Annotated in this window: 17 protein-coding genes; 1 reads left to right on the top strand and 16 read right to left on the bottom strand. The window is 42.7% G+C overall.

Features of this window, described 5'->3' with window-relative positions; translation table 11 throughout:
* Nucleotides 1–40: 40 nt before the first annotated feature.
* The 12 genes from FG28_RS00835 to FG28_RS00780 all read right to left on the bottom strand — a co-directional run bounded on the left by FG28_RS00835 (nucleotide 41) and on the right by FG28_RS00780 (nucleotide 15,550).
* Nucleotides 41–793, bottom strand: a complete 753-nt coding sequence (locus FG28_RS00835; protein ID WP_036379138.1) for a shikimate dehydrogenase — start codon at nucleotides 791–793, stop codon at nucleotides 41–43.
* The gene (locus FG28_RS00830; protein WP_036379136.1) at nucleotides 747–1,784 is read right to left on the bottom strand and encodes a DUF368 domain-containing protein; all 1,038 of its coding nucleotides are present in this window, start codon (nucleotides 1,782–1,784) and stop codon (nucleotides 747–749) included. The genes FG28_RS00835 and FG28_RS00830 overlap by 47 nt, the downstream gene beginning before the upstream one ends.
* Nucleotides 1,785–1,801: 17 nt before the next feature.
* On the bottom strand, nucleotides 1,802–2,719 hold the full coding sequence (locus FG28_RS00825; RefSeq protein WP_036379135.1) for a DUF368 domain-containing protein: 918 nt from the start codon (nucleotides 2,717–2,719) through the stop codon (nucleotides 1,802–1,804).
* A gap of 28 nt (nucleotides 2,720–2,747) precedes the next feature.
* Complete coding sequence (locus tag FG28_RS00820) at nucleotides 2,748–4,148, bottom strand: tetratricopeptide repeat protein (RefSeq protein ID WP_036379134.1); 1,401 nt, start codon at nucleotides 4,146–4,148, stop codon at nucleotides 2,748–2,750.
* 86 nt (nucleotides 4,149–4,234) lie between these two features.
* Nucleotides 4,235–5,431: an aspartate aminotransferase family protein gene (locus tag FG28_RS00815; RefSeq protein WP_036379133.1), complete on the bottom strand. Its 1,197-nt coding sequence runs from the start codon at nucleotides 5,429–5,431 to the stop codon at nucleotides 4,235–4,237.
* Nucleotides 5,432–7,126 carry an OstA-like protein gene (locus FG28_RS00810; protein ID WP_036379131.1) on the bottom strand — a complete coding sequence of 565 codons (1,695 nt, stop codon included), beginning with the start codon at nucleotides 7,124–7,126 and terminating at the stop codon, nucleotides 5,432–5,434. It lies immediately after the preceding gene.
* A gap of 150 nt (nucleotides 7,127–7,276) precedes the next feature.
* The gene (locus FG28_RS00805) at nucleotides 7,277–9,391 is read right to left on the bottom strand and encodes a glycoside hydrolase family 97 protein (protein ID WP_036379130.1); all 2,115 of its coding nucleotides are present in this window, start codon (nucleotides 9,389–9,391) and stop codon (nucleotides 7,277–7,279) included.
* A gap of 95 nt (nucleotides 9,392–9,486) precedes the next feature.
* Complete coding sequence (locus tag FG28_RS00800) at nucleotides 9,487–10,755, bottom strand: adenylosuccinate synthase (protein ID WP_036379129.1); 1,269 nt, start codon at nucleotides 10,753–10,755, stop codon at nucleotides 9,487–9,489.
* 12 nt (nucleotides 10,756–10,767) lie between these two features.
* Nucleotides 10,768–11,223, bottom strand: coding sequence for a Fur family transcriptional regulator (locus FG28_RS00795; RefSeq protein WP_036379127.1), 456 nt, complete (start codon nucleotides 11,221–11,223; stop codon nucleotides 10,768–10,770).
* Between the two features lie 41 nt (nucleotides 11,224–11,264).
* Nucleotides 11,265–13,469 carry a bifunctional (p)ppGpp synthetase/guanosine-3',5'-bis(diphosphate) 3'-pyrophosphohydrolase gene (locus tag FG28_RS00790; protein WP_036379125.1) on the bottom strand — a complete coding sequence of 735 codons (2,205 nt, stop codon included), beginning with the start codon at nucleotides 13,467–13,469 and terminating at the stop codon, nucleotides 11,265–11,267.
* 44 nt (nucleotides 13,470–13,513) lie between these two features.
* Nucleotides 13,514–14,746 carry a M48 family metallopeptidase gene (locus tag FG28_RS00785; protein ID WP_036379124.1) on the bottom strand — a complete coding sequence of 411 codons (1,233 nt, stop codon included), beginning with the start codon at nucleotides 14,744–14,746 and terminating at the stop codon, nucleotides 13,514–13,516.
* 3 nt (nucleotides 14,747–14,749) lie between these two features.
* A complete protein-coding gene (locus FG28_RS00780; RefSeq protein ID WP_036379123.1) occupies nucleotides 14,750–15,550 on the bottom strand; it encodes an RNA methyltransferase in 801 nt (266 codons plus the stop codon).
* 68 nt (nucleotides 15,551–15,618) lie between these two features.
* On the opposite strand from FG28_RS00780, the gene FG28_RS00775 reads away from it, so the two are divergent.
* Nucleotides 15,619–16,422, top strand: a complete 804-nt coding sequence (locus FG28_RS00775; protein WP_036379122.1) for a DUF6503 family protein — start codon at nucleotides 15,619–15,621, stop codon at nucleotides 16,420–16,422.
* A gap of 54 nt (nucleotides 16,423–16,476) precedes the next feature.
* Here FG28_RS00775 and FG28_RS00770 read toward each other — a convergent pair whose 3' ends face one another.
* From FG28_RS00770 to FG28_RS00755, 4 genes are all read right to left on the bottom strand, one after another.
* The gene (locus FG28_RS00770; protein ID WP_036385956.1) at nucleotides 16,477–17,769 is read right to left on the bottom strand and encodes an amidohydrolase family protein; all 1,293 of its coding nucleotides are present in this window, start codon (nucleotides 17,767–17,769) and stop codon (nucleotides 16,477–16,479) included.
* A 10-nt stretch (nucleotides 17,770–17,779) separates the two neighbouring features.
* Nucleotides 17,780–20,719, bottom strand: coding sequence for an amidohydrolase family protein (locus FG28_RS00765; protein ID WP_036379120.1), 2,940 nt, complete (start codon nucleotides 20,717–20,719; stop codon nucleotides 17,780–17,782).
* Between the two features lie 63 nt (nucleotides 20,720–20,782).
* Nucleotides 20,783–21,847 (bottom strand): DUF3810 domain-containing protein, encoded by a 1,065-nt coding sequence (locus tag FG28_RS00760; protein ID WP_036379118.1) that lies wholly within the window; start codon nucleotides 21,845–21,847, stop codon nucleotides 20,783–20,785.
* 71 nt (nucleotides 21,848–21,918) lie between these two features.
* Nucleotides 21,919–23,025 carry a peptidylprolyl isomerase gene (locus FG28_RS00755; protein ID WP_036379117.1) on the bottom strand — a complete coding sequence of 369 codons (1,107 nt, stop codon included), beginning with the start codon at nucleotides 23,023–23,025 and terminating at the stop codon, nucleotides 21,919–21,921.
* Between the last annotated feature and the right edge of the window lie 4 nt (nucleotides 23,026–23,029).

Genomic DNA, 23,029 nt, shown 5'->3' with positions numbered 1-23,029 from the left:
TTGTATGGATTGACCGGAAAGCTATATTGGCCGTCTTTTTTTAGGGTGTGTTCCAGATTTCCCAAGCCTTTTCGGCTTGCCCTAGCAACATTTCCAATCCATTGGAAATGGTGGCGCCATTTGCTTCCCCCAAAGCCAAAAAAGTAGTTTTTTCAGGGTTGTAGATCAAATCGAACAGAAGGTGCTTGTTTCCAATATGTTGGTAAGGCAGGTCCGGTTTGTTTTCTACATTGGGGTGGGTGCCCAGCGGGGTACAGTTGATAATCACCTTGTATGCTTCTACAATATCTTTGGTGAGTTCTTCGTAGGTGAACTGGTTTTTCTTTTTGCTTCGGGATACATAGGCATGATCAATGCCCAGTTCATCCAACACAAAACAGATGGCCTTTGATGCCCCTCCGGTTCCCAAAACCAAGGCTTTTTTATGATGGGGCTTCAGCAATTTTTGTAGTGATTGCTGGAAACCATACGCATCTGTATTAAAACCCTTTAGGCCATTTTCCGTAAACTTTATGGTATTCACCGCGCCTATTGAGGCTGCTTTTTTGTCCAGTTCATCCAAAAAGGGGATAACGTCCTGTTTGTAGGGAATGGTTACATTGAGCCCTTTAAGATTGGGTTCGGCCAATACCGATTTAAATTCAGAAATGTCCGGGATATCAAAGTTTTCATAGCTATGGTCGTTCAGCCCCAACTCTTGGAATTTTTTGGTAAAATAGCCTTGTGAGAAAGAATAGGAGATGTTTCTACCGAGCAGTCCGTACCTGTTTTCTTTCTTTTCTGTTTTTCCCATACCAATCCAATAACAATAATACCAAAATTCCCAAAATCACAAAAAGAACGGCCCACCAAGTTTCTGCATGTCCAAAATTGGGAAAGTAGCGTTCATAGTTGCGAACAATTTTATCTCCGTTGGAATCCAAAATTAGATTGCCCATAGCATCCATTTTGTACATGGTGCGTTTCCAAGGCCAAACCACGCCCAAAGAACCGATAATAAATCCTAAAATTACAGCGGTGGCCGTAGCTTTGTAATGTTTTAGTACATAGCTCAGCAAGTGGGAGAAGGTCACCAATCCCGTTGCGGAGCCCAAGGTAAAAACAGCCAATATTTTCAGGGTTTCCATACGTTCAGGATTTTTCATAAACCCAAAATCGCCTGAAAAGATTTCTGAAAAAGTATCGTACAACGCATTCACCGAATCAACCAGCAGTAAAACGTAATTTCCCAAAAGAATCAGAATAAATGAACCTGAAAGTCCCGGTAACGTCATCCCCGAAACACTTATGATACCACAGAAAAAAATAAAGAACAGGTTGTCGTTTTCCCGGGCGGGACTCAAAAAACTAATGGAGACACCGATGATGAGCCCCAAAATCCCAAAGGGAATGGTCCTTCGGTTCCAAGAGTCATAATCTTTGGCGATGTAATAAATGGAGCCCAAAATCATTCCGAAGAAAGTGGCCCACACAAAGAGCTCGTTGTGGTCCAAAAAATAATCCAGGATTCGGGAAACGCTAAAATAGCTCACCAACATCCCAAAAATGAGCAACCCCAAAAATTGGGCGTTCGTATATTGGTAAAAACTCTTGAACCTGCCATTGAAGAGCAGTTTTACCGCCTTGGAATTAAGTTTTTGCAAGGAATAGATGAATTCTTCATAAAAACCGCCCACAAAAGCAACAATACCTCCTGAAACACCGGGCACCTTGTTGGCAGCACCCATGCAGAGGCCTTTTATGACCAAAAAGAAATTATCCAGAAATGATCTAGGTTGATGCATGTGGCCAATAGGTTTTCTTATTTTTTGGAAGCAACTTTTTCCAAGATAAAAATAAGTGAAAAACCTATCATAGCTAGGATAATGGCAAGGATTAACTGATTGTCGCCCTCAAAAGCGGATGGCCACACATTCATATCATCGACCACGATGGTTTTCTCTCCAAATGTTTTGGTCTGCAATACTTTTTTCCAAGGCCATATTTTGTTCAAGGAGCCGAGGATGAAGCCAGTAAGCAACGCTAGGGTTATGTTTTTGTAGTGGTTGAACATCCATTTCAATAGTCGGGCGAAACTCAAAAGTCCAAATATGGCCCCTACCGCCACCGTGAGCACTATTGTGATGTCTCGTTCATGAACCGCATCCAAGATGGTTTTATAGGACCCTAGAAGCACCAAAATAAAGGCCCCGGAAATTCCCGGAAGAATCATGGCACAAACCGCCAAAGCTCCAGATAGAAATAGATATGGAAGACTTTCCGCATTGTCACTGGGTGGCAGTTCGGTGATGAAGAAGGCCACTGCGGCACCAAGAATAAATACAACAACGGTGGCCATGGTCCATTTTGTGATTTCCTTCCCTACGAAAAAGATACTGGCCAATACAAGCCCGAAGAAAAAGGACCACAATAAAATGGGCTCATTTTCAAGCAGCCAACTCAAAAATTTGGCCAATGAAAGCACACTGATGAATATTCCGAGGAAGAGTGCCAGCAAAAAGTTTCCGTTGACCTTGTTCCATGCTGCTTTGAACCCCTCTTTTTTTAAGGTTGTAAAAAGGGACAGGTTTATATTGTTGATGGAGGTGATGAGCTCTTCATAGATTCCCGAGATAAAGGCAATGGTACCTCCCGAGACACCTGGGACCACATCGGCCGCCCCCATGGCCATTCCTTTTAGGGTAATAAAGATATAGTCAACTAATCGACGTGCTTTCATGAATTTGGTTACGTATGGAAACGCAAAGTTAGGTAGAAGTCTTTTTAATTTGGGAAACCAATGTTTGCAACCACTTTACTTCGCTGAACTCTGGAAACTCCTCATCAAAGAGTTGCAATTTTTTTATATCCAATTGCATGGCTTCCTTCAATTTTTCCTTTGCTTCTTTGGTGTCTTTGGCTTTTAGGTAGATGCCGGCCAGTTTATAGGTCAGTGCTGCATTATCTGGATAGAATTCCAACCCTTGGATCAAGACTTGTATGGTGGAGTCAAAATCCCCGATTCTTTTTAGCACCTCGGCCCAGTTTCGCCAGGTATCCAATTCATAGTTGCCCAAATCAACAGTTTGCTTAAAGGCAAAATCGGCCTCATCCAAATTGTCCATGGCCAGATAGATTTTGGCGGCTTTTTTCCAATACAACGGATTTTCCCCATCAATATTTATGGCCTTGTTGATATAGTACAATGCCTTGTCGTAGTCTTTTAGTTTGTAATGAAAATTAGTGATGGCCAGCCAGCCTTTGTCCAATAAAGGGTCTTCGTGTACCGTGTTGTAATAATAGTATTTGGCCAAGTCATAATTGCCCAATTTTTCATGACACTTACCTATACGAAGAAAGGCATGTGAAGTGGGATCGTCTATAGAAATGGTGGTTTCGTAATTTTCTATGGCTTCGTTATATCTGCCCAATTTTTCAAGCACTTTTCCTTTTTCAAAATAAGCACCAATGAAGGAGTCATCCGAAATAATGGCAAAATCATAAGCGGTAAGCGCTTCTGGAAACAAATCCATGGCATAGTACATTTTACCCAACTGGTGCCATGCCACTTCGCAATAGGGATTGCGTTCCAAATAGTCGTTCAGGTAAAAAATGGCCCCATCAAAATCTTCCAAAAACTCAAAGCAATATACCACATTGTATAGAGAGGAATAGTCCCTGTCGTCAAATTCAACGCAGCGCATAAAGCTGCGCTTGGCCTTTTCATAATCATCCATGAACAGGTATTCCATTCCCAACAAGGAATGGATATCAAAGCTATCTTCGCTGATGTGCAGAGCTTCCAAAAGTAGATTCACGGCCTCTTGGTGATTGTCCTTTTTGGATTGGATATTGGCCCGTTGAATATAGATTTCCTCGTTGTGGGCATCTATATTCTGAATTTCATCCAATAATCGCTCTGCAGCTTCATATTTATCCTCAAAGGTCAATACCTCCACCTGCAAAAGCTTTAATTCCAAAGAATTGGGATGTTGTTCCAAACCAATCTGAATGGCTTTTTTGCCCAAGGAGATTTTGCCGTTGTTCAGGTAATGGTGTATGATTTCCTCAAAGTCCTCTGCATCAAAGAAATAGACGTCATCCGTCTTCAGCATGGACTCAAATTTGCTTATGGATTTGTCAGGATACTCGTTAGAATCTAACGCCATAGGAACGTGTTTGGTTTAACTATGGACTTAAAATTAACCCTTTGCTTAGGTGTTTAAGTCCCATTTTGGGGTATGTTATCAACAAATTAGTTAACAGTTGCAGGTTTATACCGATTTAAAATAGCAATGATTTGGTCGCAACCTTGCGCAATTTCTTTCATGGAAAGGGTCAATGGTGGTGAAATTCGAACGGCTCTTGGCTCAAAAAGCAACCAAAAAAGAACTAGCCCTTCCCTGGCCGCAGTAAGTATGAGATGGTCCGTAATTTCTTTGTTCCTCATCAACAACGCCAACATTAATCCCTTGCCTCGTATTTCATCAATCAAAGGATGTACCAAAAGCTTACGGAACAGTTTTTCCTTTTCCAAGGTTTCTGCAATGAGCTGTGATTCAGTGATTTCCTGAAACGTTGCCAGACTGGCAGCCGCTATGACTGGATTTCCACCAAAAGTGGTTATGTGGCCCAATTTTGGACTGTCTTGTAAGGTAGCCATCATTTCCTTGGAAGCCACAAATGCACCAACGGGCAGTCCGGACGCCATGCCTTTTCCAATGACCAAAATATCGGGAACGCAATTAAAGTGTTCAAAGGCGAAAAGTTTTCCAGTTCTACCAAATCCGGGTTGAATTTCATCTAAAATAAGAACAGCTCCGACCTCATTGCAACGTTTCCGTACTTTTTCCAGATACCCATCTTTGGGTAGGATAAAACCAGCGCCGCCCTGAATGGTTTCCAAGACCACAGCCGCAGTTCTCTCTGTAATCTTGGTCAAATCAGCCTCTAAATTGAAGGAAATAAATCGAATATCTGGAATCAAGGGTCTAAAAGCACTTTTACGTTCTTCAAACCCCATAATGCTCAGACTGCCCATGGTATTTCCGTGGTAGGCATTTTTAGCGGCAATAATTTCTGAACGACCGGTGTAGCGCCTCGCCAGCTTTAGTGCACCTTCCATGGCTTCCGTACCGGAATTGACCAAATAAGTTGTCTCCAGATTTTCAGGGAGATGGGAAGCCAGCAGTTTGGTAAATTCCACGGCAGGTTGTTGCACATATTCGCCGTAGACCATTACGTGCATGTACTTATCCACCTGCTCCTTAATGGCATTGATCACCCTTGGGTGACAATGGCCCAACCCACAAGCGGAAACGCCTGCCACAAAATCCAGATGGGCATTTCCTGCAGTATCGTAAATGTAACTTCCCTTAGCATGGGATATCTCCATGCCTAAGGGATGTGGGGTAGTTTGGGCCTGATATGTAAAAAAGTCGTTTTTTGACATTTAAGGGCTCTGGGCTTTCTTTATTTGGGTCTTTTTGGGCTTTACGGCTTTGTTGTTTACTGCATTGACGGGGTCATTTTCATTTTTTTGGCGCTCTTCTTCTTCTGCATCTATATCGATGGGATTGTCAATGCCCCGAATTTTTACCAGTTGGATGTTGTTGTCGTCCTCATCAAAAATTTCGTCCTTACTCATGATGCGTTCCTCACCCCGCCACACAAAACCTTTTAATTTTCTGCTCTCCACCGGAAGATCTGTCTCAGGGAAAATATCCCCATCCGGATTCACAAAAAAGGTAATGTCCTCAATATCACTATCGGCCATCAACAGCCGTATTTTACTGCAGATGGTCTTATCAATGCCAACCAACTCGTTATCATCATTATATACGTAGTATATGACCTCGGTGTTTTGGATCAGGTCTATGATTTTCAGCTCGTTTTCGATGAATTTTCCCAGGAGGTTTTTTCCTTTGGCTTGATTGTACCCTGTCTTGCTGATGGTGTCCAATGAAATGATAAAGGCGTTTTCAATAACTTTAAGTGAATCCAGCTTTTCTGTTTCCATATCCGAGATTAAGTGGATGCTGTCTCCTGTAATTTGGTTATCCACATTCCAGAGGATTGGGTCCGTAATCAATTGGGTGACACCTGTTTTTTCACTGAAGTGGATGGAATCGCACTTTCCGCTTAAATCCGTTTTATAAAACTTGGCATTTCGGAAGGCACGTAGAATTCGTTCCTCTTCTTTGCCCGTGACCATAAGGGTATCGCCATGCATATAGAGTGAATCTTGTTGCACCAAGCTTATGGAAACGGCGCGTTTTGTGGCAAAAACGGAATCCTTCGCTTTAAATACCTCTGCATAATGGGCCTTGATGACTCCGTTATTGATGGTGTCCGTAATCTTTATGTTGTTGGTGGCCGATGCAAATTCGGTAAGCTTGTCAAAATAAAGGCTATCGCCTTCTATGATTTTGTTGTCGTAGTCGATACGTGTGTTTTTGATGCCGTAGCCTTGTTCAATCTTGGTATCGTAAAACCCACGTTCGCAGTAGATCTTATAATCTTCCCCTATTATGGTGGAGGGACCGTACATATAGGCATTTTTGGAGGTACGGTAATAATCCAGTTGTTCCGAGTCGATAATATACTCGGGATTGTCAATATGAACCTTATTTTTGAACTGTACTTTTTTGAGCTCTGTGAAATAGGTGCCTATTTTACTGGTGAGCACATTTACAGAATCCACTACCTTACCTCCGGAATTGTAGTAGGAAATCTGTTTTTCCCGATCAAAATAAAGAGTGTCGGTGGTCAAGGTCATTTTTCCGTCGGATAAATCCACATTCTCCCAAGCTTTGGCCAGACTGGTGTTACCGTTCCAATCCAGTTTTGCACTGTTCATTTCGATGGAATCTCCCTGTTGGAGCCTAACATTGCCTATGGCTCTCAATCTATTTTCTTGATTGTAAAAAATGGCAATATCGCACCATAAGTCTGCGCCTTGATGTTCAAACTGTACTTGGCGCTCATCATCCTTACTGAAAATGGACGCCCCTGGAAATTGTTCCTCATCCTTGGTGAAATTGGCGCCATAGACAATGTTTATTTGCCTGCCCTGGGTTTCTTCTTGGGCCGGGGCCATGAAACAGGTAAGGAACAGAATGAAAAAAGAAATCCTTTTCAAATCCATAGAATTTTGCCCAAAAGTAGGGTTTTTAAGTAAAGTGGCATATAGCCTTTAGAAAGCTTTGGGAATTGAGCTCCTCACTATATTTTCCTAACCAATTTATCCATTGGAGGCAAGAATTACCTCGTTCATTGGAAACGTATGGGGTTGTTTCTACTTTTTCTGCATCAAACTAATGGCAAAACCGCCCCCTTCCGCCACGGGTATGGAGAGGGAAGTTCCCTTGTTGATTTCCATATTTTCAATGGTAATGGCCGTTGGATTTGTCTTATAATGGGCATCTTCAGCATCTTTGTAGATAACGGCATCGTATGTAACACCTTCGTCCAAGAAATCAAAATCAATACTGATTTTCCTTTTGTTTTCATCGGTGATTCCTCCCACAAACCAATTGCCCGTCTCCCTTTCTTTTCGTGCAATGGTGACAAAATCGCCCACTTCGCCATTCAAGACCACGGTTTGGTCCCAATCCACCCCTACATCCCTAATAAACTGCAGTGCGGGTTGACCTTCATAATTTTCAGGGAGGTCACACGCCATTTGTACAGGGCTGTAAATGACCACATAGAGGGCCAATTGCTGGGCGATTGTGGTGCTTACGCGATTGTTTTCTTTGGTGGGAAGCGTAATGTCAAACACCCCGGGAGTAAAATCTATGGGGCCTGCCAACATCCTGGTAAAAGCCACAATGGGCAAATGTTCGGGGGGATTGCCCCCATCTGCTGACCAAGCATTGAATTCCTGCCCTCTCAAACCTTCCCTGGCAATGGCATTGGGGTAGGTTCGTCGGATTCCAGTGGCCTTAATGGGTTCATGGGCATTGATGGCCACTTGATATTTGGCTCCGGTTTCCAAAACTTTTCGGTAATGGTTTACCATCCATTGCCCATGATGGTATTCCCCTTTTGGAATTATTTTGCCCACATATCCCGTTTTTACGGAATGGATGCCCAGCTTGTGCATGAGTTGGTAAGCGGTGTCCAATTGTTGTTCGTAGGTGCGTGGTGCTGCCGAAGTCTCGTGGTGCATAATGATTTCCACCCCTTTGTCCTTGGCATATTGGTTGAGTTCTTCCAAATCGTAATCCGGATAGGGGGTTACAAAATCAAAAACCCCTTCGCGGTCCTCAAAGCCAATCCAGTGTTCCCAACCGGTGTTCCAGCCTTCCACCAAAACTCCGGTGATGTTGTTCTCTGCTGCAAAATCGATATACTTTTTGGTATTCTCAGTGGTAGCTCCATGTTTTCCTGTAGGCTTTAAATTTTTGCTGAAGGTATTCATGTCTTGGGAACCAGCATAGTCCCAAGTGGATTTTCCAATGTGCATTTCCCACCAAATACCGACATATTTTTTGGGTTTGAACCAACTTACATCTCCAATTTTGTTGGGTTCGTTCAGGTTGACGATGAGTTTGGAATCTATCAACTCGGTAGCTTTTTCTGCAACTTGAATGGTACGCCATGGTGTTTTGAAGGGCAGTGCCCTCTTCACTTTATACCCCAATCTGTCCGATCCTACCAATTCGCTTGTCAATTTTAACGATTCGGTATCCACTTTCAAGGTCATGCCTGCATAATCGGTAAGATTGGCCTCATGAAAGCTCAGGTGAATGCTATCACTTCCTCGCATGGTTACGGGGGTGTTCACGGCATTTTCGGGAATGTAGGTCTGGGCCAGATCGGGATTGTCCCTTTTTGAAATGGCATCAATTTCCGAAACCTTTGTGGTGTTGTACAAATGCTCATAAATATCCCAATCTCCCGGAATCCACCATGTTGTATAGTCTTCAGTGAGTTGGAACTCGGTGTTTTCATCCATGATCACCAGACTGTCCAAACCTTGTTGGGGCAAAAATTCATATCGAAATCCAATACCATCATCATACGCCCGAAAATAAATATTGATTTTGCGATGCGGTGCATTGTCTTCTTCCAACTCAACCAGCATTTCATTGTATGCGTTAACGACTTCTTTTTGCTCCCCCCAGGGCATTTCCCAAGTTTTGTGAACGGCCTTTTTTTCTGAACTTATAAGTTTCAGATTGTTCTTGAGTGGTTTTTGATCTTTAAAATCAAAACCCATTGAAGAAGCGTCAATGATAATTTTCTCGTTGTGGCTTACAAGGTATGCGGGTTCTCCCGAGGCTGAGAGTTGAAAATCAATAGTATTGATTTTTCCGGGAGATGTTACCGAAAGCGTTACGGCTTCTTGTTTGCTACAGGATATGAGAATCCCTGCAAAGCATAGGAGTGCTAGTAGTTTGTTCATTGCAGCGTTGTTTAGTTAGTTAGTGCGGAAGAAACTTCACTGAGTGATTTTCTTCTTTTTAAAATTACTAAAAAAAGAAACAATGCCGAATGGGATTACCGAAGTATGGTCTGCAATCGGTCTGGTCCTACAGAAACAATTTTAATGGGTACATTGAGTTGTTCTTCCAAGAAAGCGATATAATCATTGAGTGCGGGAGGTAATTCCTCGGCCTTGGCCATTTGGGTAAGGTCTTTGGCCCAACCTTTCATTTCTGTGTAGACCGGGGTTACGTGTTTGCTTTCAATATTATAGGGGAGGTGCTGTATTTCTTGGCCTTTGTACTTATAGGCGGTACAGACTTTGATGGTTTTGAATCCACTCAATACGTCGGCTTTCATCATCATAAGTTCGGTTACACCGTTGATTTGGACTGCATATTTAAGAGCAACCAGATCCAACCAACCACATCGTCTGGGCCTACCAGTGGTGGCACCAAATTCGTTTCCAACACGCCCCATGGTCTCACCGTCCTTGTCAAAAAGTTCAGTTGGAAATGGGCCGCTGCCCACACGGGTAGTGTATGCCTTGAAGATTCCCAAGACCCTTTCAATTTTATTGGGAGCCACACCCAAACCGGTACAAGCCCCGGCGGCGGTTGTGTTTGAAGAAGTTACAAACGGATACGTTCCAAAATCAATGTCAAGTAAAGAACCTTGGGCACCTTCGGCGAGAATTTTTTTCCCTTCAGTCTGCGCCTTAAAAATATATTCTTCACTATCAATAAAGGTCAATTTTTTGAGTGTTTCCACACCTTCGCAGAATTCTGCTTCCAGTTCTGCCAGATTGTACTCTATGTCAACATTATAGAAATTGATCATGGACTCGTGCTTGTTGGCAAGGGCCCTGTATTTTTTCTTCCAGTTGTCAAACTCCAAATCACCTACGCGCATTCCGTTACGGCCAGTTTTGTCCATATAGGTGGGTCCAATACCCTTAAGGGTAGAGCCGATTTTGGCCTTTCCTTTGGAGGCCTCAGAAGCAGCATCCAACAAACGGTGGGTGGGTAAAATAAGGTGTGCTTTTCGAGAAATAAGTAGTTTGGATACAAAGTCGATATTGAATTTGCCCAAATTGTCCAGCTCCTTTTTAAAGATTACCGGGTCTATGACCACACCGTTACCCACAATATTGATGGCATTTTCATGGAAAATTCCAGATGGGATGGTGTGTAGAACGTGCTTTATGCCATCAAACTCCAGGGTATGTCCTGCGTTGGGACCTCCTTGAAATCGGGCTATGATATCGTATTCCTTGGTTAATACATCAACAATTTTTCCTTTTCCTTCGTCCCCCCATTGGAGTCCAAGCAATAAATCTACCATGAAATGTTTCGGTTATTCAGTTAGGTTTTCTTCTTTGTTTCGGGTCCCGTAGAAATACAATGAGTGAGTGTTGATCTTGATGTCAAAAACCTCTTCAATAGTCTTTTTGATGGATTGGATACGGGGATCGCAGAATTCAACAACTTCACCAGTGTCTGTTAAAATAACATGGTCGTGTTGGCGATCAAAATAGGATTTTTCGTATTGTGCCTGATTTTTACCAAATTGGTGCTTACGAACCAGCTTGCATTCCAGTAAAAGCTCAATGGTGTTGTACAAGGTGGCACGACTGACGCGGTAATTTTTGGTTTTCATCTTGATGTAGAGGGATTCCACGTCAAAATGATCATCACTGTCATAAATTTCCTGTAAAATGGCGTAGCGTTCAGGGGTTTTGCGGTGTCCCTTTTCCTCAAGAAAGGTGGTGAACACGTTTTTTACAATTTCCTGATTTTTGTTGTTTCCCATGGCTTTCTACCTATGCTAATGCACAAAGGTACAGCTAAAAATTAAATTCTGGTCACTTTGTCAATTCCCTCTACCTGCTTTAAGTTGTCCATCAACTTTTTAATGATGTTGTTGTTTTTTACGACAAGAGTTATTTTTCCTTTAAAGGTACCACCATCGGCCGTAAAATTCAGGTTTCTCATATTCACGTGCATGTTGTCCGAAATGATATTGGTAATATCATTGACCAATCCCAGGTTGTCAATTCCTGTAAGTTGAATGTCCACAGAAAACTCTTCCTGGGTGGAATCAATCCATTTGGCACTGATGATTCGATAGGCATAATTGGATTGGAGCGAAATGGCATTGGGACAGTTCTTTTTGTGCACTTTTATGCCATCGGTCACACTCACAAAGCCAAAAACATCATCACCCGGAATGGGATTACAGCATTGGGAAAGCTTGTAATTCAGTTTTTCTTCCTCTTTCCCAAATACGAGCATGTCGTACTTTGTGGTGATCTCATCCTTATCCACATCCTTGGGAGCAGGTGTCCTTCGGATACGGTTTTTAAAGAAATTAAGGAAAGCATTATGGTATGAGGATGCGAAGTCCTTCAACTTTTCATTGTCAATGACCCCAATACCCACACGATAGAACAAATCCAGACTGGTCTTCAATTTAAAATAAGTGACCAATTTGTTGACCGTATCCTCGTTAAGGTTGATTTTCTGGGATTTGAGTTTTCGGCGAAGAATTTCCTTGCCCTCTTCGGCAACGCTCTTTTTCTCTTCTTTTAGTGAAGATTTAATCTTAGATCTAGCCCTTGCCGTCTGTGCGTAATCCAGCCAGCTTTGGGTAGGTTTGGCCGTTTCCGAAGTAATAATCTCTACCTGATCACCGCTCTGCAGCTCTGAACCTAAGGGCACCAATTTACCGTTCACCTTGGCACCGCGGGTTTTCATACCGATTTCAGTATGGATATGAAAGGCAAAATCAAGTGCTGTCGCTCCTTTGGGCATGGACTTTAATTCGCCTTTGGGGGTAAAGACAAAAATTTCCTTGGAGTATAAGTTAAGCTTGAACTCTTCCACAAAATCCACCGCATTGCCATTGGCACCTTCCAATGCCTCCTGAAGTCGGTTCAACCATTCCTCAATTCCCTGTTCTTTTTGGTCGCCATGCTTGTATTTGAAGTGGGCCGCGTAACCTTTTTCGGCAATTTCATGCATCCGCTCACTTCGTATTTGTACTTCTACCCATTTTCCCTTGGGTCCCATTACGGTAATGTGCAGGGCTTCGTACCCAGTGGATTTTGGAGAGGTAATCCAGTCTCTCAAGCGAATGGGATTGGGGGTAAAATGGTCCGTTACGATGGAATAGATTTTCCAAGCCAGGAACTTTTCGTTCTTTCTGTCTGATTTATAGATGATTCGAATGGCAAATTTGTCATATACCTCATCAAAAGGAATGTTCTGAGCCTTCATTTTCCTTCGGATGGAAAAAATAGACTTCATTCGCCCTTTGATTTGGTAATTGAGCCCTTCCTTGTCCAATGAATTTCGGATGACATCAGAAAACGCTTCAATATAAGCTAGGTTTGCTTCTTCGGTGTCCTCAATTTTAGCCTGAATATCATAGTAGACATCGGGCTCTGTATATTTTAAAGCAAGGTCCTCTAAATGCGTTTTTATATTGTAAAGGCCAATCCTATGGGCCAAAGGCGCATAGATATAAAGCGTTTCGGAGGCGATTTTTACCTGCTTGTGCTCCGGCATGGAATCCATGGTGAGCATATTGTGGTAGCGGTCTGCAATCTTAATAATGATTACCCGTACATCATCATGGAGCGTCAACAGCATTTTCCGGAAATTTTCCGCTTGCTGACTAATATCTTTATCCTTCTTTAGGTGTGCTATCTTGGTAAGGCCATCCACAATTCGAGCTACGGTCTCTCCGAACATGCGCTCGATATCGTCCAGGGTGTAGGGCGTGTCTTCAACTACATCGTGGAGTAGGGCGGAGGCAATGGAAACAGCATCCAAACCAATTTTCGAGGCCACGATCTTGGCCACGGCAATGGGATGGAAAATATATGCTTCCCCCGATTTTCGCCTTTGGTCCTTGTGGGCATCCACGGCCACATCAAAGGCAGAGCGTATCAACTTCTTGTCCTCGTCGGTCAAGGTTTGATAGCTGATGCGAAGCAATTCTTTGTACTGCTTTGCAATCTCCTTGTTCTCTTTTTCAATGGCAGCCTCTGTCATAGCATATTAAATTTACCACAATCTTTATTGGTAAACAACAAAAATTATGCCTTTAGGTTCCTTATGCGTTCTATAAGTGGCGGATGGGAGTAATGCACGAACACATAAGCCGGGTGCGGGGTTAGGTTGCTCAAACTGTTCTTTGATAACTTTTTCAACGAGGTGACCAACGGAGTGGCTGCAAAGGTGGTTTTGGCGAAGTCATCCGCCTGAAACTCAAATTTCCGGGACAAATAGTTCATGGCAAGTCCCGTGATTTCAGAAATGGGGCTATACAAAAGTGCAAATCCTATCAGCCCTGCATGAAAACTGGGTGTGGAGACCCCTATGGCCCTTGAAATCTCCGGATGGTTGATGAACAACGATAGGATGTAGAGCGTAAAACCGGTCAAAGCGAGAGAAACCGTAAGGTTAAAAATAATATGTTTCCGTTTGTAATGTCCCACTTCGTGGGCTAAAACGGCCACAATTTCTTCTTCACTAAGATCATGAATCAAAGTGTCGTACAATGTAATCCGTTTTTCTTTTCCAAAACCTGAAAAATAGGCATTGGCTTTTGTGGAACGCTTGGAGCCATCGATCACAAAAATGTTTTTCAGCTCGAACCCCACCTTTTGGGCGTAATTTTCAATGGCGTTCTTTAAGCTTCCTTCATCCAAAGGAGTTTGTTTATTGAAAAGGGGAACAATGAGCCGACTGTAAAACAGGTTGGTAAAAAGGATGACCACACCGACCATTATCCAGGTATAAATCCAAAAATGGGGTCCCGTCCACTGGTAAAATAAGATAAACAGGGACAAAATGCCTCCGGCAAGAATAGCGGTAAGCACACCTGATTTAATCTTGTCCAAAAGGAACAATTTCTTAGTGGTTTTGTTGAATCCGTAGCGATCCTCTATTACAAAAGTTTTGTAGTAGGAAAAAGGAATGCCCAATAGTCCGCTTCCCAATGTTATGATACCAAAGAACAGCAGAGTCATGGGAATGGTGTCCGCGGTGATGGAACGGGTGATCTGATCAACCCATTCAAACCCGCCAAACCACAAAAAACAAATGGTGAGGATAAGTGAAAAACCATCGGAAACCAAGCCAAAACGATAGTTGGTCAGCTTGTATTCCTGGGATTTTTGGTACTCTTCATCATCAAAAACGTCATTAAGTTCTGAGGGAACGGTGGATTTGAATCGTTTCGCATTCAAATATTCCAGCACTTGATGGATTAAGTACTGCACCACCAAAATAATTAGGATAATATAGAACAAGTAGTTTTTTTCCATAGCTTAAAATCCGCGTTGCCGCTTCGCCTCAAATATAAGTATTGCCGCCGATACGGAAACGTTCATGGAGTCGATTTCACCCTGCATCGGTATAATTAGGTTCTGGTCGGAATTCTGGAGCCAATCCTCCGTAAGCCCGACTGACTCAGTACCCACAACAATAGCGGTGGCACCTTTAAAATCGCATTCAGTGTAATTTTTTGAGGCCGTAAGCGCGGCACAATTGATTTTGATCTGATGTTGCTTCAAGAAACCGATGATTTCGTCAGAACTACCCATTCCTATTTGATTGGTGAACACGCAGCCCACACTGGATCGAATGATATTTGGGTTGTATAGGTCCGACTTTGGGTTGGCAATCAAGACGGCATCAACAGCCGCAGCATCGGCAGTTCTTAGCAAAGCGCCTACATTCCCGGGCTTTTCTGGGGCTTCCGCGACCAAAACCAAAGGGTTTTCAGTTGTGAACCGGATATTTTCCAAAGCGTGGTTTTTTCCTTTGACGATGGCTAAAATACCTTCGGTAGTTTCCCGATAGGCTACTTTTTCATAAACCTGTTTTGAAACCTGAATGATTTCAGCATTGAAATTTTTTGAAATTGGATTAAAGTCCTGCTGGGGTAATATCTCAGGACAATAGAGCAGGACATCAAAGGTATACCCACCTTTTTGAGCCAATTCCAGTTCGCGTTGCCCTTCTAAAACAAAGAGCCCGGTCTTTCTTCGCTCCCTGGATTTTTCCTTAAGCTGTAATAATTTTTTGACCAATGGATTTTGGACACTGCTTATGATTTTGGCTTCCATACAAATCAAAAATAGAGATTCCTGTAATTTAAAAAAGGAGTTTTCGACCAAGTGACAAATTTGATTTCATGAAAAAAATAACCATCATTTTATTGACATTGGCCATTGGGGCCTGTAAACCTAATCCTAAAAAAGAAGAAACCCAACAAGCTGTCCAAGAGAAAGCCGAAGAAACTAAACCACCATATCCTGAAGCTTTGTCCAAAGTTTTTGATGCCCATGGCGGATTAGAGCAATGGAGGAAGCAACGTACTTTGAGTTTTGTGCTGCCCAATCCTGAGAACCCTGAAACCCACACGGTGGACCTTTGGTCCAGAAAGGACAGGGTTGACACCAAGCAATATACGATGGGGTATGATGGCAAAGAAATTTGGCTTTTGGATCCCGATGAAAACTATAAAGGAAATGCGGCCTTTTACCATAACGTAATGTACTATTTTTACGGAATGCCCTTTTTGCTTTCAGACAATGGTATTACATACAGTGAAACGCAAGACTTAATTTTTGAGGGGAAAAGTTACCCTGGTATACATATAAGCTTTAAAACTGGAGTGGGTGCTTCCTCCAAGGACGAGTATATACTTCATTTTGACCCAGAGACTCATCAAATGGCTTGGTTGGGTTATACAGTGACCTATGGAAGTGGTGAAAAATCCGATAATGTGAGGTGGGTTCGATATAACGATTGGCAAACCTTAAATGGGGTTGTGCTACCAAAGTCCATCACATGGTATAATTACCAGGGTCGTGATATTTTAGACCCAAGGGAAACGGCTTCATTTGAAGAAGCTGCTGTAAGTACCACACCAAAACCTAATGGTTTTTATACCAAACCTGAAGGTGGATTGGTTGTGGAACCAAAAGCAAATTAATTGAAAAAGGAAATTTTATTAAGAGCGGCGTTCCAAAGAACGCCGCTCACTTTTTTATTTGCCCTCTCTTTCGTATTTGCCCATATACCGTTTCCACAATTCGGTTTGATGGGTTTCCAAGGAAATGTCCCGTCCATCAATAAAGGCTTTGGAGAGCCGGTTGGTACGCATATCCAAGGCATCCCCCTCTGAAATGAACAAGGTGGCACTTTTACCAATTTCCAGTGTGCCGTAGTTGGAGTCGATACCCAAAATTTTGGCGGTGTTTCCCGTGATTAGTTGCAAAGCTGTTTCTTTATCCATTCCTTGACCAACCACCTGACCGGCGTAAAAAGCCAAGTTTCGCGTTTGAAAATTGGCCATGGACTCGTTTTGCAATCCGACCAATAAACCAGCATCTACCAGTAGCTTTGGCAATTTATACGGAAAATCATAGTCATCGTCATCAAATTTGGGCAAAGCATGGGTTTCACTTACCAAGACAGCAATGTTGTGCCCTTTTAGGAAATCTGTGATTTTATGGGCACGGTACCCGCCCACAATGACAATATGTTGAATTCCTGCTTTCTCAGCCAGGGTTACCGCATCAATCATTTCCTTTTCACCATTGGTATGAATATACAACCGTTGGGAACCATCAAACAAACCTTGCATGGCCGCAAAGGGCAAATTCAGCTCTTTGGAAGCTGTCTTACCATATGCTTTGGCATTTTCCACAAAGGTTTTAACTTCATCTACCTGCTCCTTATATTTTTTATTGGGGATAAAGGCATTAGGTTCGCCCTGCCAAGTGTTCCCCTTTCTAAAAAGTGCAGGCCAATTCATATGGATGCCGTCATCGGTTTTAACGGCTGCATCCTCCCAATTCCAAGCATCAAACTGGACAATGGATGAGGTTCCTGAGATTCTTCCGCCCTGCGGCGTGGCCTGTCCCAATAGCACGCCATTGGGACGCATGCTTTCCACAACCTTCGATTCTGCATTGTATGCAATAAGACTGCGTACATTTGGAATCATATCACCAATTTCATCTTGGTCATCACTGGCCCTAACGGCATCAACTTCTACCAATCCCAATGATTTTGAAGGAGCTATAAAACCTGGATATACGTGTTTTCCTTCTGCATTGATCATAGTGCCTATGGTGGGTGACATAAGGTCTGCTCCAATCGCAGTTATTTTTCCATCCACAAAAATGATGGTGCAATTTTCTATGACTTCTCCATTCCCAATGTGGGCCGTTGCCCCAAAAATGGCAACTTGTTCTGTTTGGGGTGGAGCAGGGGTCTGTTGCGCTTGAACTGAAACCCCAAATACGAGTAGTATGATTAAAAATATTTTTTTCATGACTTGTTTTTTAAAGGGTTTCACATTCAAATCGTTCTTTTTTGTTCTGGACCGGGGTTTGGGTCTTTGCCCCGTTTTCCTTTTCACTCAACATCATGTTGATGAGTTTATTTCGCTCATTCTGAACAGATTCACGTAGCATTTTATCCTTTTCCAAATCAAAATAAACGGCGCCTTCAATTAGGGTCTTCTCGGCTTTGGCATATACCGAGAGCGGATGGTCGCTCCACAACACCAAATCGGCATCCTTGCCTTCTTCTACGGTTCCTACCCGGTCATCGATATGCAACAGTTTAGCCGGATTCAGGGTTACCATTTTCCAGGCTTCCAATTCGGACATGCCTCCGTATTTCACGGTTTTTCCAGCCTCTTGGTTCAATCTACGGGACATTTCGGCATCGTCACTGTTGATGGCCACGGTAACCCCTTGACTGCTCATAATGGCTGCGTTGTAGGGAATGGCATCGTTGACTTCAAACTTATAAGCCCACCAATCGCTGAAGGTGGAACCGCCCACACCGTGCTCTGCCATTTTATCGGCCACTTTGTAACCTTCCAAAATGTGGGTAAAGGTATTTACAGTAAAATTGAATTTCTCCGCCACCTTCATCATCATGTTGATTTCACTTTGCACGTAGGAGTGACAGCTGATAAAGCGTTCACCATTCAAAATTTCTGCCAAAACTTCCATTTCCTCATCATAGCGATAGGGTTGTCCACTTTTCTTTTTGGCATCGTATTCCTTGGCACGCTGGAAATAATTTGTGTAGACCTGTTCTACACCCATTCGGGTTTGTGGAAAACGGGAAACACTGCCCCAATTGGACTGCTTTACATTCTCACCCAGAGCGAATTTTATGAACTTGGGTGAACTGGGGAAAATCAACCCATCAGAATTTTCACCCCATTTCAATCGTAAGATGGCAGAACGACCACCAATGGGGTTGGCCGAACCATGCAAAAGTTGAATGGTGGTAACGCCACCTGCCAAGTTTCGGTAGATGTTCATATCCTCTGGGTCAATGGCGTCCTTCATCCGAACTTCTGCGGAGGAGTTATGACCTGCTTCGTTGATGGTGACCGCGGCAATGTGAGAATGTTCATCAATGATACCAGCGGTAAGATGCTTTCCAGTAGCATCTACTGTAGTAGCTCCACTGGCATTGAGTCCTTTCCCCACTTTTGAAATTTTTCCATTTTTCACAAGTACATCCGTGTTTTCCAAAATGCTAGTACCTGTCCAAACAGTGGCATTTTTAAAGAGGATGTTTTCCTGCTTGGGTTTGGTTTTATAGCCATAACCCACATTCGGATAAGAGAGTGCCATCAACTTTGGTTTCCCGGAAGTGCTCTGTTTTGATTTTTCTTCAAACGGGGCTGTTTTGGTCAGATTTGCAGTAGCTTCGGTTCCATTAGAAAGTACCACCTTGGCCACAATATTTTCAGAAGTGGGAAGCACTTGGGCAATTAGACGATAAGAAGTGGTCTCATTTTCTGAAAAGGCCAAATTCAACCAATCTGCACTATAATCAATTTTGGATTCCAGTTTTTCGTTTCCTTTTTTGACTTCAAGCTTTGGTTTGTTGACCTCACCGGTAATGGAAACCACAAAGGTTTGACCGTTAACCGAGAGATTGTAGTCGCCACGGATGTCTTTCTGGTCTTTGGACTGAATTACATTTTTGGAACCTTGCACCCAGTTTTCGTAAAGTGTGGTTTCTTTATCAAAAATATCCCCAGATGCAATCAAGAAGTTAGCTTGACTACCGGGCTTTAAGGAACCAATTTCGGAAGATTTACCTAAGATTGACGCAGGAGTGGTGGTAAGCGCTTCCAATGCTTTGCTTTTGGAAAGTCCATACGAAATAGCCTTTTGTAATTTTGATGTAAGGTCGGAAGGTGACTTTAAATCATGCAGGGTGAATGAAAACTCAACACCATTGTCTTCCAAGACCTTTGGATTGGATGGAGCCAAATTCCAATGTCTCATGTCTTTTAGGGAGACATATTGGGCTTCATACGGATTGGACACATCGTAAGCATCGGGGAAATTTACGGGCACAATCAATTTGGCATTGGTTGCTTTAATATCCTGAATGCGTTCGTATTCGTCACCTCCGGCCAAAATAGCATATTGTATTCCAAATTGGTCGCCAATTTTATCGGCACGTAGGACATTTCCATTTTCGCCAGCGGCAAAAATTTGAGTAAGCCCTTTGTTGGCAATTAAAGCTTCCAGAGAAAGGTCTTTGGTGTCCACATTGCCCTTGCTGTACCAATCCATATCATAATACAATTGACGCATTAAGGCGATGGCTCCCATAATGGAAGTTGGATAGGATTGGGTTTTTGCGATGCTCTTATCAAAAGAAAAGTACTGGGCAGATTTATCCTCTAGGATACGTTGGGCCTCGCTGCCCTCATCGTTCAAGGCAACCAATACTCCGGTTCCGCGAGCTATCCCATCCTGGATATGTGCATTCATCACACCGAAACCAGCCTTTCTAAGTTCTTCGGCCTTCTTGGCATCATAGGAAAAATTGGCCAGCGCATTGTTTTCGGGCATGATGTGGTCATTCCAATAATACCCTTCCCGAGTGGGTTCATATTGCGAAGATCTACCTTGAGCGTCTGCTTTTTCAGGCTTTTTTACCCCAAAATCAGAAAACACGTCAATAAAAGAAGGGTATATGAACTTTCCTTCCAAGTCTTCAACAACAGCATTTTTAGGAATGGTAACCGATTTTCCAGCCTGAACCACTTTTCCATTTTGAATGAGTAGCGCTCCATTTTGTATGACCTCAGTAGGAGTTACGTAAATTTTGGCATTGGTGAATGCCCGGTAATTGTTGTTTTTGGCTTTTACCCCATCGTTTTTTGGAAAATACTCCTGCGCGAACAGGGAAGCACTTCCTAAAAATAGGATCAGAGCCGTTAGTTTAAGTTTCATATATCCAGTATTGAATTAGTCGGACTAAAGGTAACGGAAGTGTGAGTTTTGCACAAGTTGGATTTACCCTCCTTTTTTATGGTGGTTGATCATAAGTCCAACCACGGAGTGATAGCTTTGAATCCCCTCTTTTTGATTGTTCACTTTTAAAAAGGTGTTGAAGATGGCTTTGAACAATGGCTCCATGGGATTTTGATAACTTTCCCAGAAACTTCGCAATTCTTGGTAGTTTTTTTTGACCCCGGGATGCAATTGGGCAATGATTTCCTTTGATTTGGCTTCATCTTTTCTTGCTAAGTCAGAAAGGCAATATCCCAAGGCATGATTGTAGGCTGAATATTTAAAAAAGATGTCGTCACTGTTGGAAGTCACTAAAAATCCTATAAAATTGGTGGCATCTTCAGCAGAATAGCCCAATTGGTGACCCACCTCATGCCCACTCACGGCAGGCAATCTAAAAAAAGGCATAATACCGTTCACTTGGGCTTCGTTGGTAAACGGATTCAAATATCCTCCATAGCCCATATAGGTTAGGGGAATACTGTAAATGGATGATTTTAGACTATGGTTTTGGTATTGAAAATCAGGATAATCCTTTTGTAGTTTCAGATAACCCTCTTCTGTTTTTTGAAAAATTTCCCTTCGAATATAGGGTGCTTCCACAGCCACTAAACTATCGCCGGTAATTTGCATTTGATAGGTATTGGTTCTTTCGGTAAGGTATTCAGAAAAGTCAATCAGTTCCTCCAACGTATACTCTTTTTCAATACCCAATTTCCAAGTTATGGGCTGGCGGTAATAGTTCATGCCCCATAACAGATGAAAGGCAAAATAGGCGATTGAAAGAACCACAACAATATCCTTTAAAAAAAACAAGGGTCTTACTTTGATGGATTTCCAATGCTTGTACAAATGTCGAATTGTAAGAATGACCAAGACGGTATAGAGCAAATCCCCAACTGAAAATGGAATCCAACCCAACAGAAATCGCAATGTCTTTGAAATAATAGGGTAAAGGCCATTGCTATAGTAGTTCTCCACAACATTGGGATAGCTCCCCACCCATTTCACCAATAGGATTTGTAAGGGTAGGGCAAGCGCAATGCTAGTTTTGGTTTTCTGTCCCATTGTTCAGCGGTTCAGCCATAAAAAAAGCCGCACGGAAAAGTACGGCTTTTTCTATGTTTACTCAATTAGGATTATTCTTGGATTCCTGTAATTTCCAAATCAAAAGTAAGATTAGCATTAGGAGGAATTGGCCCACTGCCTTGTGCACCGTAGCCCAAATGTGGTGGGATGAACAACCTTACTTTGTCACCCACTTTCATGCTTTGAAGACCTTCCTTAAAACCAGGAATTAAGTTGGCCTGGGGACCATATAACATGGGAACTGGAGTATAGCCTCCTCGGTCTCTTAGTCCTGGATTCAATTGGTTGAACTTTTCCGCAACCTCTTGAATGTTACTTTCAAGCAATTCGCCACTGGGTAAATAAACGGCATAATTGACCAATACTTGTTGTCCTTCTATAGGTTGTTCGCCTTCGCCTTTAACTAATGAAAAAATTCTCAAACCTGTTGATGTTTCTTCGGCTTCTTCCTTTTGCTGGGCAAATTCGGCAAGCAAGTCCTCTTTCATTTTTTTGAACGCTGCTTCCGCTAACTTGGCCTCTTCAAAATAATCACTCATCACCTGAACGGCATCAAAGTTTTTAGCCTCTTTGCCATTACGAACAATTTCTACTTTGTTCATGACCACAGGAACTTTGGGTTTGTCACCCGGTACTGTTTCCACATTGGCGATTGAATCGACCACATCCATTCCTTGAACCACTTCACCAAAGACAGTATGCTTGCCGTTAAGCCAAGGTGTTGCCTTGTGGGTGATAAAGAATTGACTGGTGTTGGTCTTTGGGCCCCGGTTGGCCATGGAAAGGATTCCTTTTTTGGAGTGCAACAAAGAATCGTTGAATTCGTCTTTGAAGGTGTACCCAATATTTCCGCTTCCTGTGCCTGATGGGTCTCCCCCTTGGATCATAAAGTCTTTGATGACCCGGTGAAAGGCTACCCCATCGTAGAACTTCTTTTCTTTGTATTCATCGCTCACAAACGGGCTGTTGCCTTCGGCCAGCGATACAAAATTGGCGACGGTCACAGGGGTTTTTTCATATTCCAATTTCACAATAATGTCTCCTTTGGTGGTTTGGATATCGGCAAAGATACCATCGCCCAATTCGGCATACTTGCTGGATTTACATCCAAAAAGAACCATGGAAAACAATGTGATCAGTAATAGGGATTGTTTCATTTGT

Origin of the sequence: Muricauda sp. MAR_2010_75, from assembly GCF_000745185.1 — a bacterium.
In the GTDB taxonomy this organism is placed as follows: domain Bacteria; phylum Bacteroidota; class Bacteroidia; order Flavobacteriales; family Flavobacteriaceae; genus Flagellimonas.
The sequence above is the reverse complement of the archived record's forward strand: the minus strand, read 5'-3'. Positions and strand labels throughout refer to the sequence as shown.

Excerpts from the sequence above, each read along its gene's own strand:
- FG28_RS00835 (WP_036379138.1), bottom strand. The coding sequence starts at position 793 with ATGGGAAAAACAGAAAAGAAAGAAAACAGGTACGGACTGCTCGGTAGA.
- FG28_RS00830 (WP_036379136.1), bottom strand. The coding sequence starts at position 1,784 with ATGCATCAACCTAGATCATTTCTGGATAATTTCTTTTTGGTCATAAAA.
- FG28_RS00825 (WP_036379135.1), bottom strand. The coding sequence starts at position 2,719 with ATGAAAGCACGTCGATTAGTTGACTATATCTTTATTACCCTAAAAGGA.
- FG28_RS00820 (WP_036379134.1), bottom strand. The coding sequence starts at position 4,148 with ATGGCGTTAGATTCTAACGAGTATCCTGACAAATCCATAAGCAAATTT.
- FG28_RS00815 (WP_036379133.1), bottom strand. The coding sequence starts at position 5,431 with ATGTCAAAAAACGACTTTTTTACATATCAGGCCCAAACTACCCCACAT.
- FG28_RS00810 (WP_036379131.1), bottom strand. The coding sequence starts at position 7,126 with ATGGATTTGAAAAGGATTTCTTTTTTCATTCTGTTCCTTACCTGTTTC.
- FG28_RS00805 (WP_036379130.1), bottom strand. The coding sequence starts at position 9,391 with ATGAACAAACTACTAGCACTCCTATGCTTTGCAGGGATTCTCATATCC.
- FG28_RS00800 (WP_036379129.1), bottom strand. The coding sequence starts at position 10,755 with ATGGTAGATTTATTGCTTGGACTCCAATGGGGGGACGAAGGAAAAGGA.
- FG28_RS00795 (WP_036379127.1), bottom strand. The coding sequence starts at position 11,223 with ATGGGAAACAACAAAAATCAGGAAATTGTAAAAAACGTGTTCACCACC.
- FG28_RS00790 (WP_036379125.1), bottom strand. The coding sequence starts at position 13,469 with ATGACAGAGGCTGCCATTGAAAAAGAGAACAAGGAGATTGCAAAGCAG.
- FG28_RS00785 (WP_036379124.1), bottom strand. The coding sequence starts at position 14,746 with ATGGAAAAAAACTACTTGTTCTATATTATCCTAATTATTTTGGTGGTG.
- FG28_RS00780 (WP_036379123.1), bottom strand. The coding sequence starts at position 15,550 with ATGGAAGCCAAAATCATAAGCAGTGTCCAAAATCCATTGGTCAAAAAA.
- FG28_RS00775 (WP_036379122.1), top strand. The coding sequence starts at position 15,619 with ATGAAAAAAATAACCATCATTTTATTGACATTGGCCATTGGGGCCTGT.
- FG28_RS00770 (WP_036385956.1), bottom strand. The coding sequence starts at position 17,769 with ATGAAAAAAATATTTTTAATCATACTACTCGTATTTGGGGTTTCAGTT.
- FG28_RS00765 (WP_036379120.1), bottom strand. The coding sequence starts at position 20,719 with ATGAAACTTAAACTAACGGCTCTGATCCTATTTTTAGGAAGTGCTTCC.
- FG28_RS00760 (WP_036379118.1), bottom strand. The coding sequence starts at position 21,847 with ATGGGACAGAAAACCAAAACTAGCATTGCGCTTGCCCTACCCTTACAA.
- FG28_RS00755 (WP_036379117.1), bottom strand. The coding sequence starts at position 23,025 with ATGAAACAATCCCTATTACTGATCACATTGTTTTCCATGGTTCTTTTT.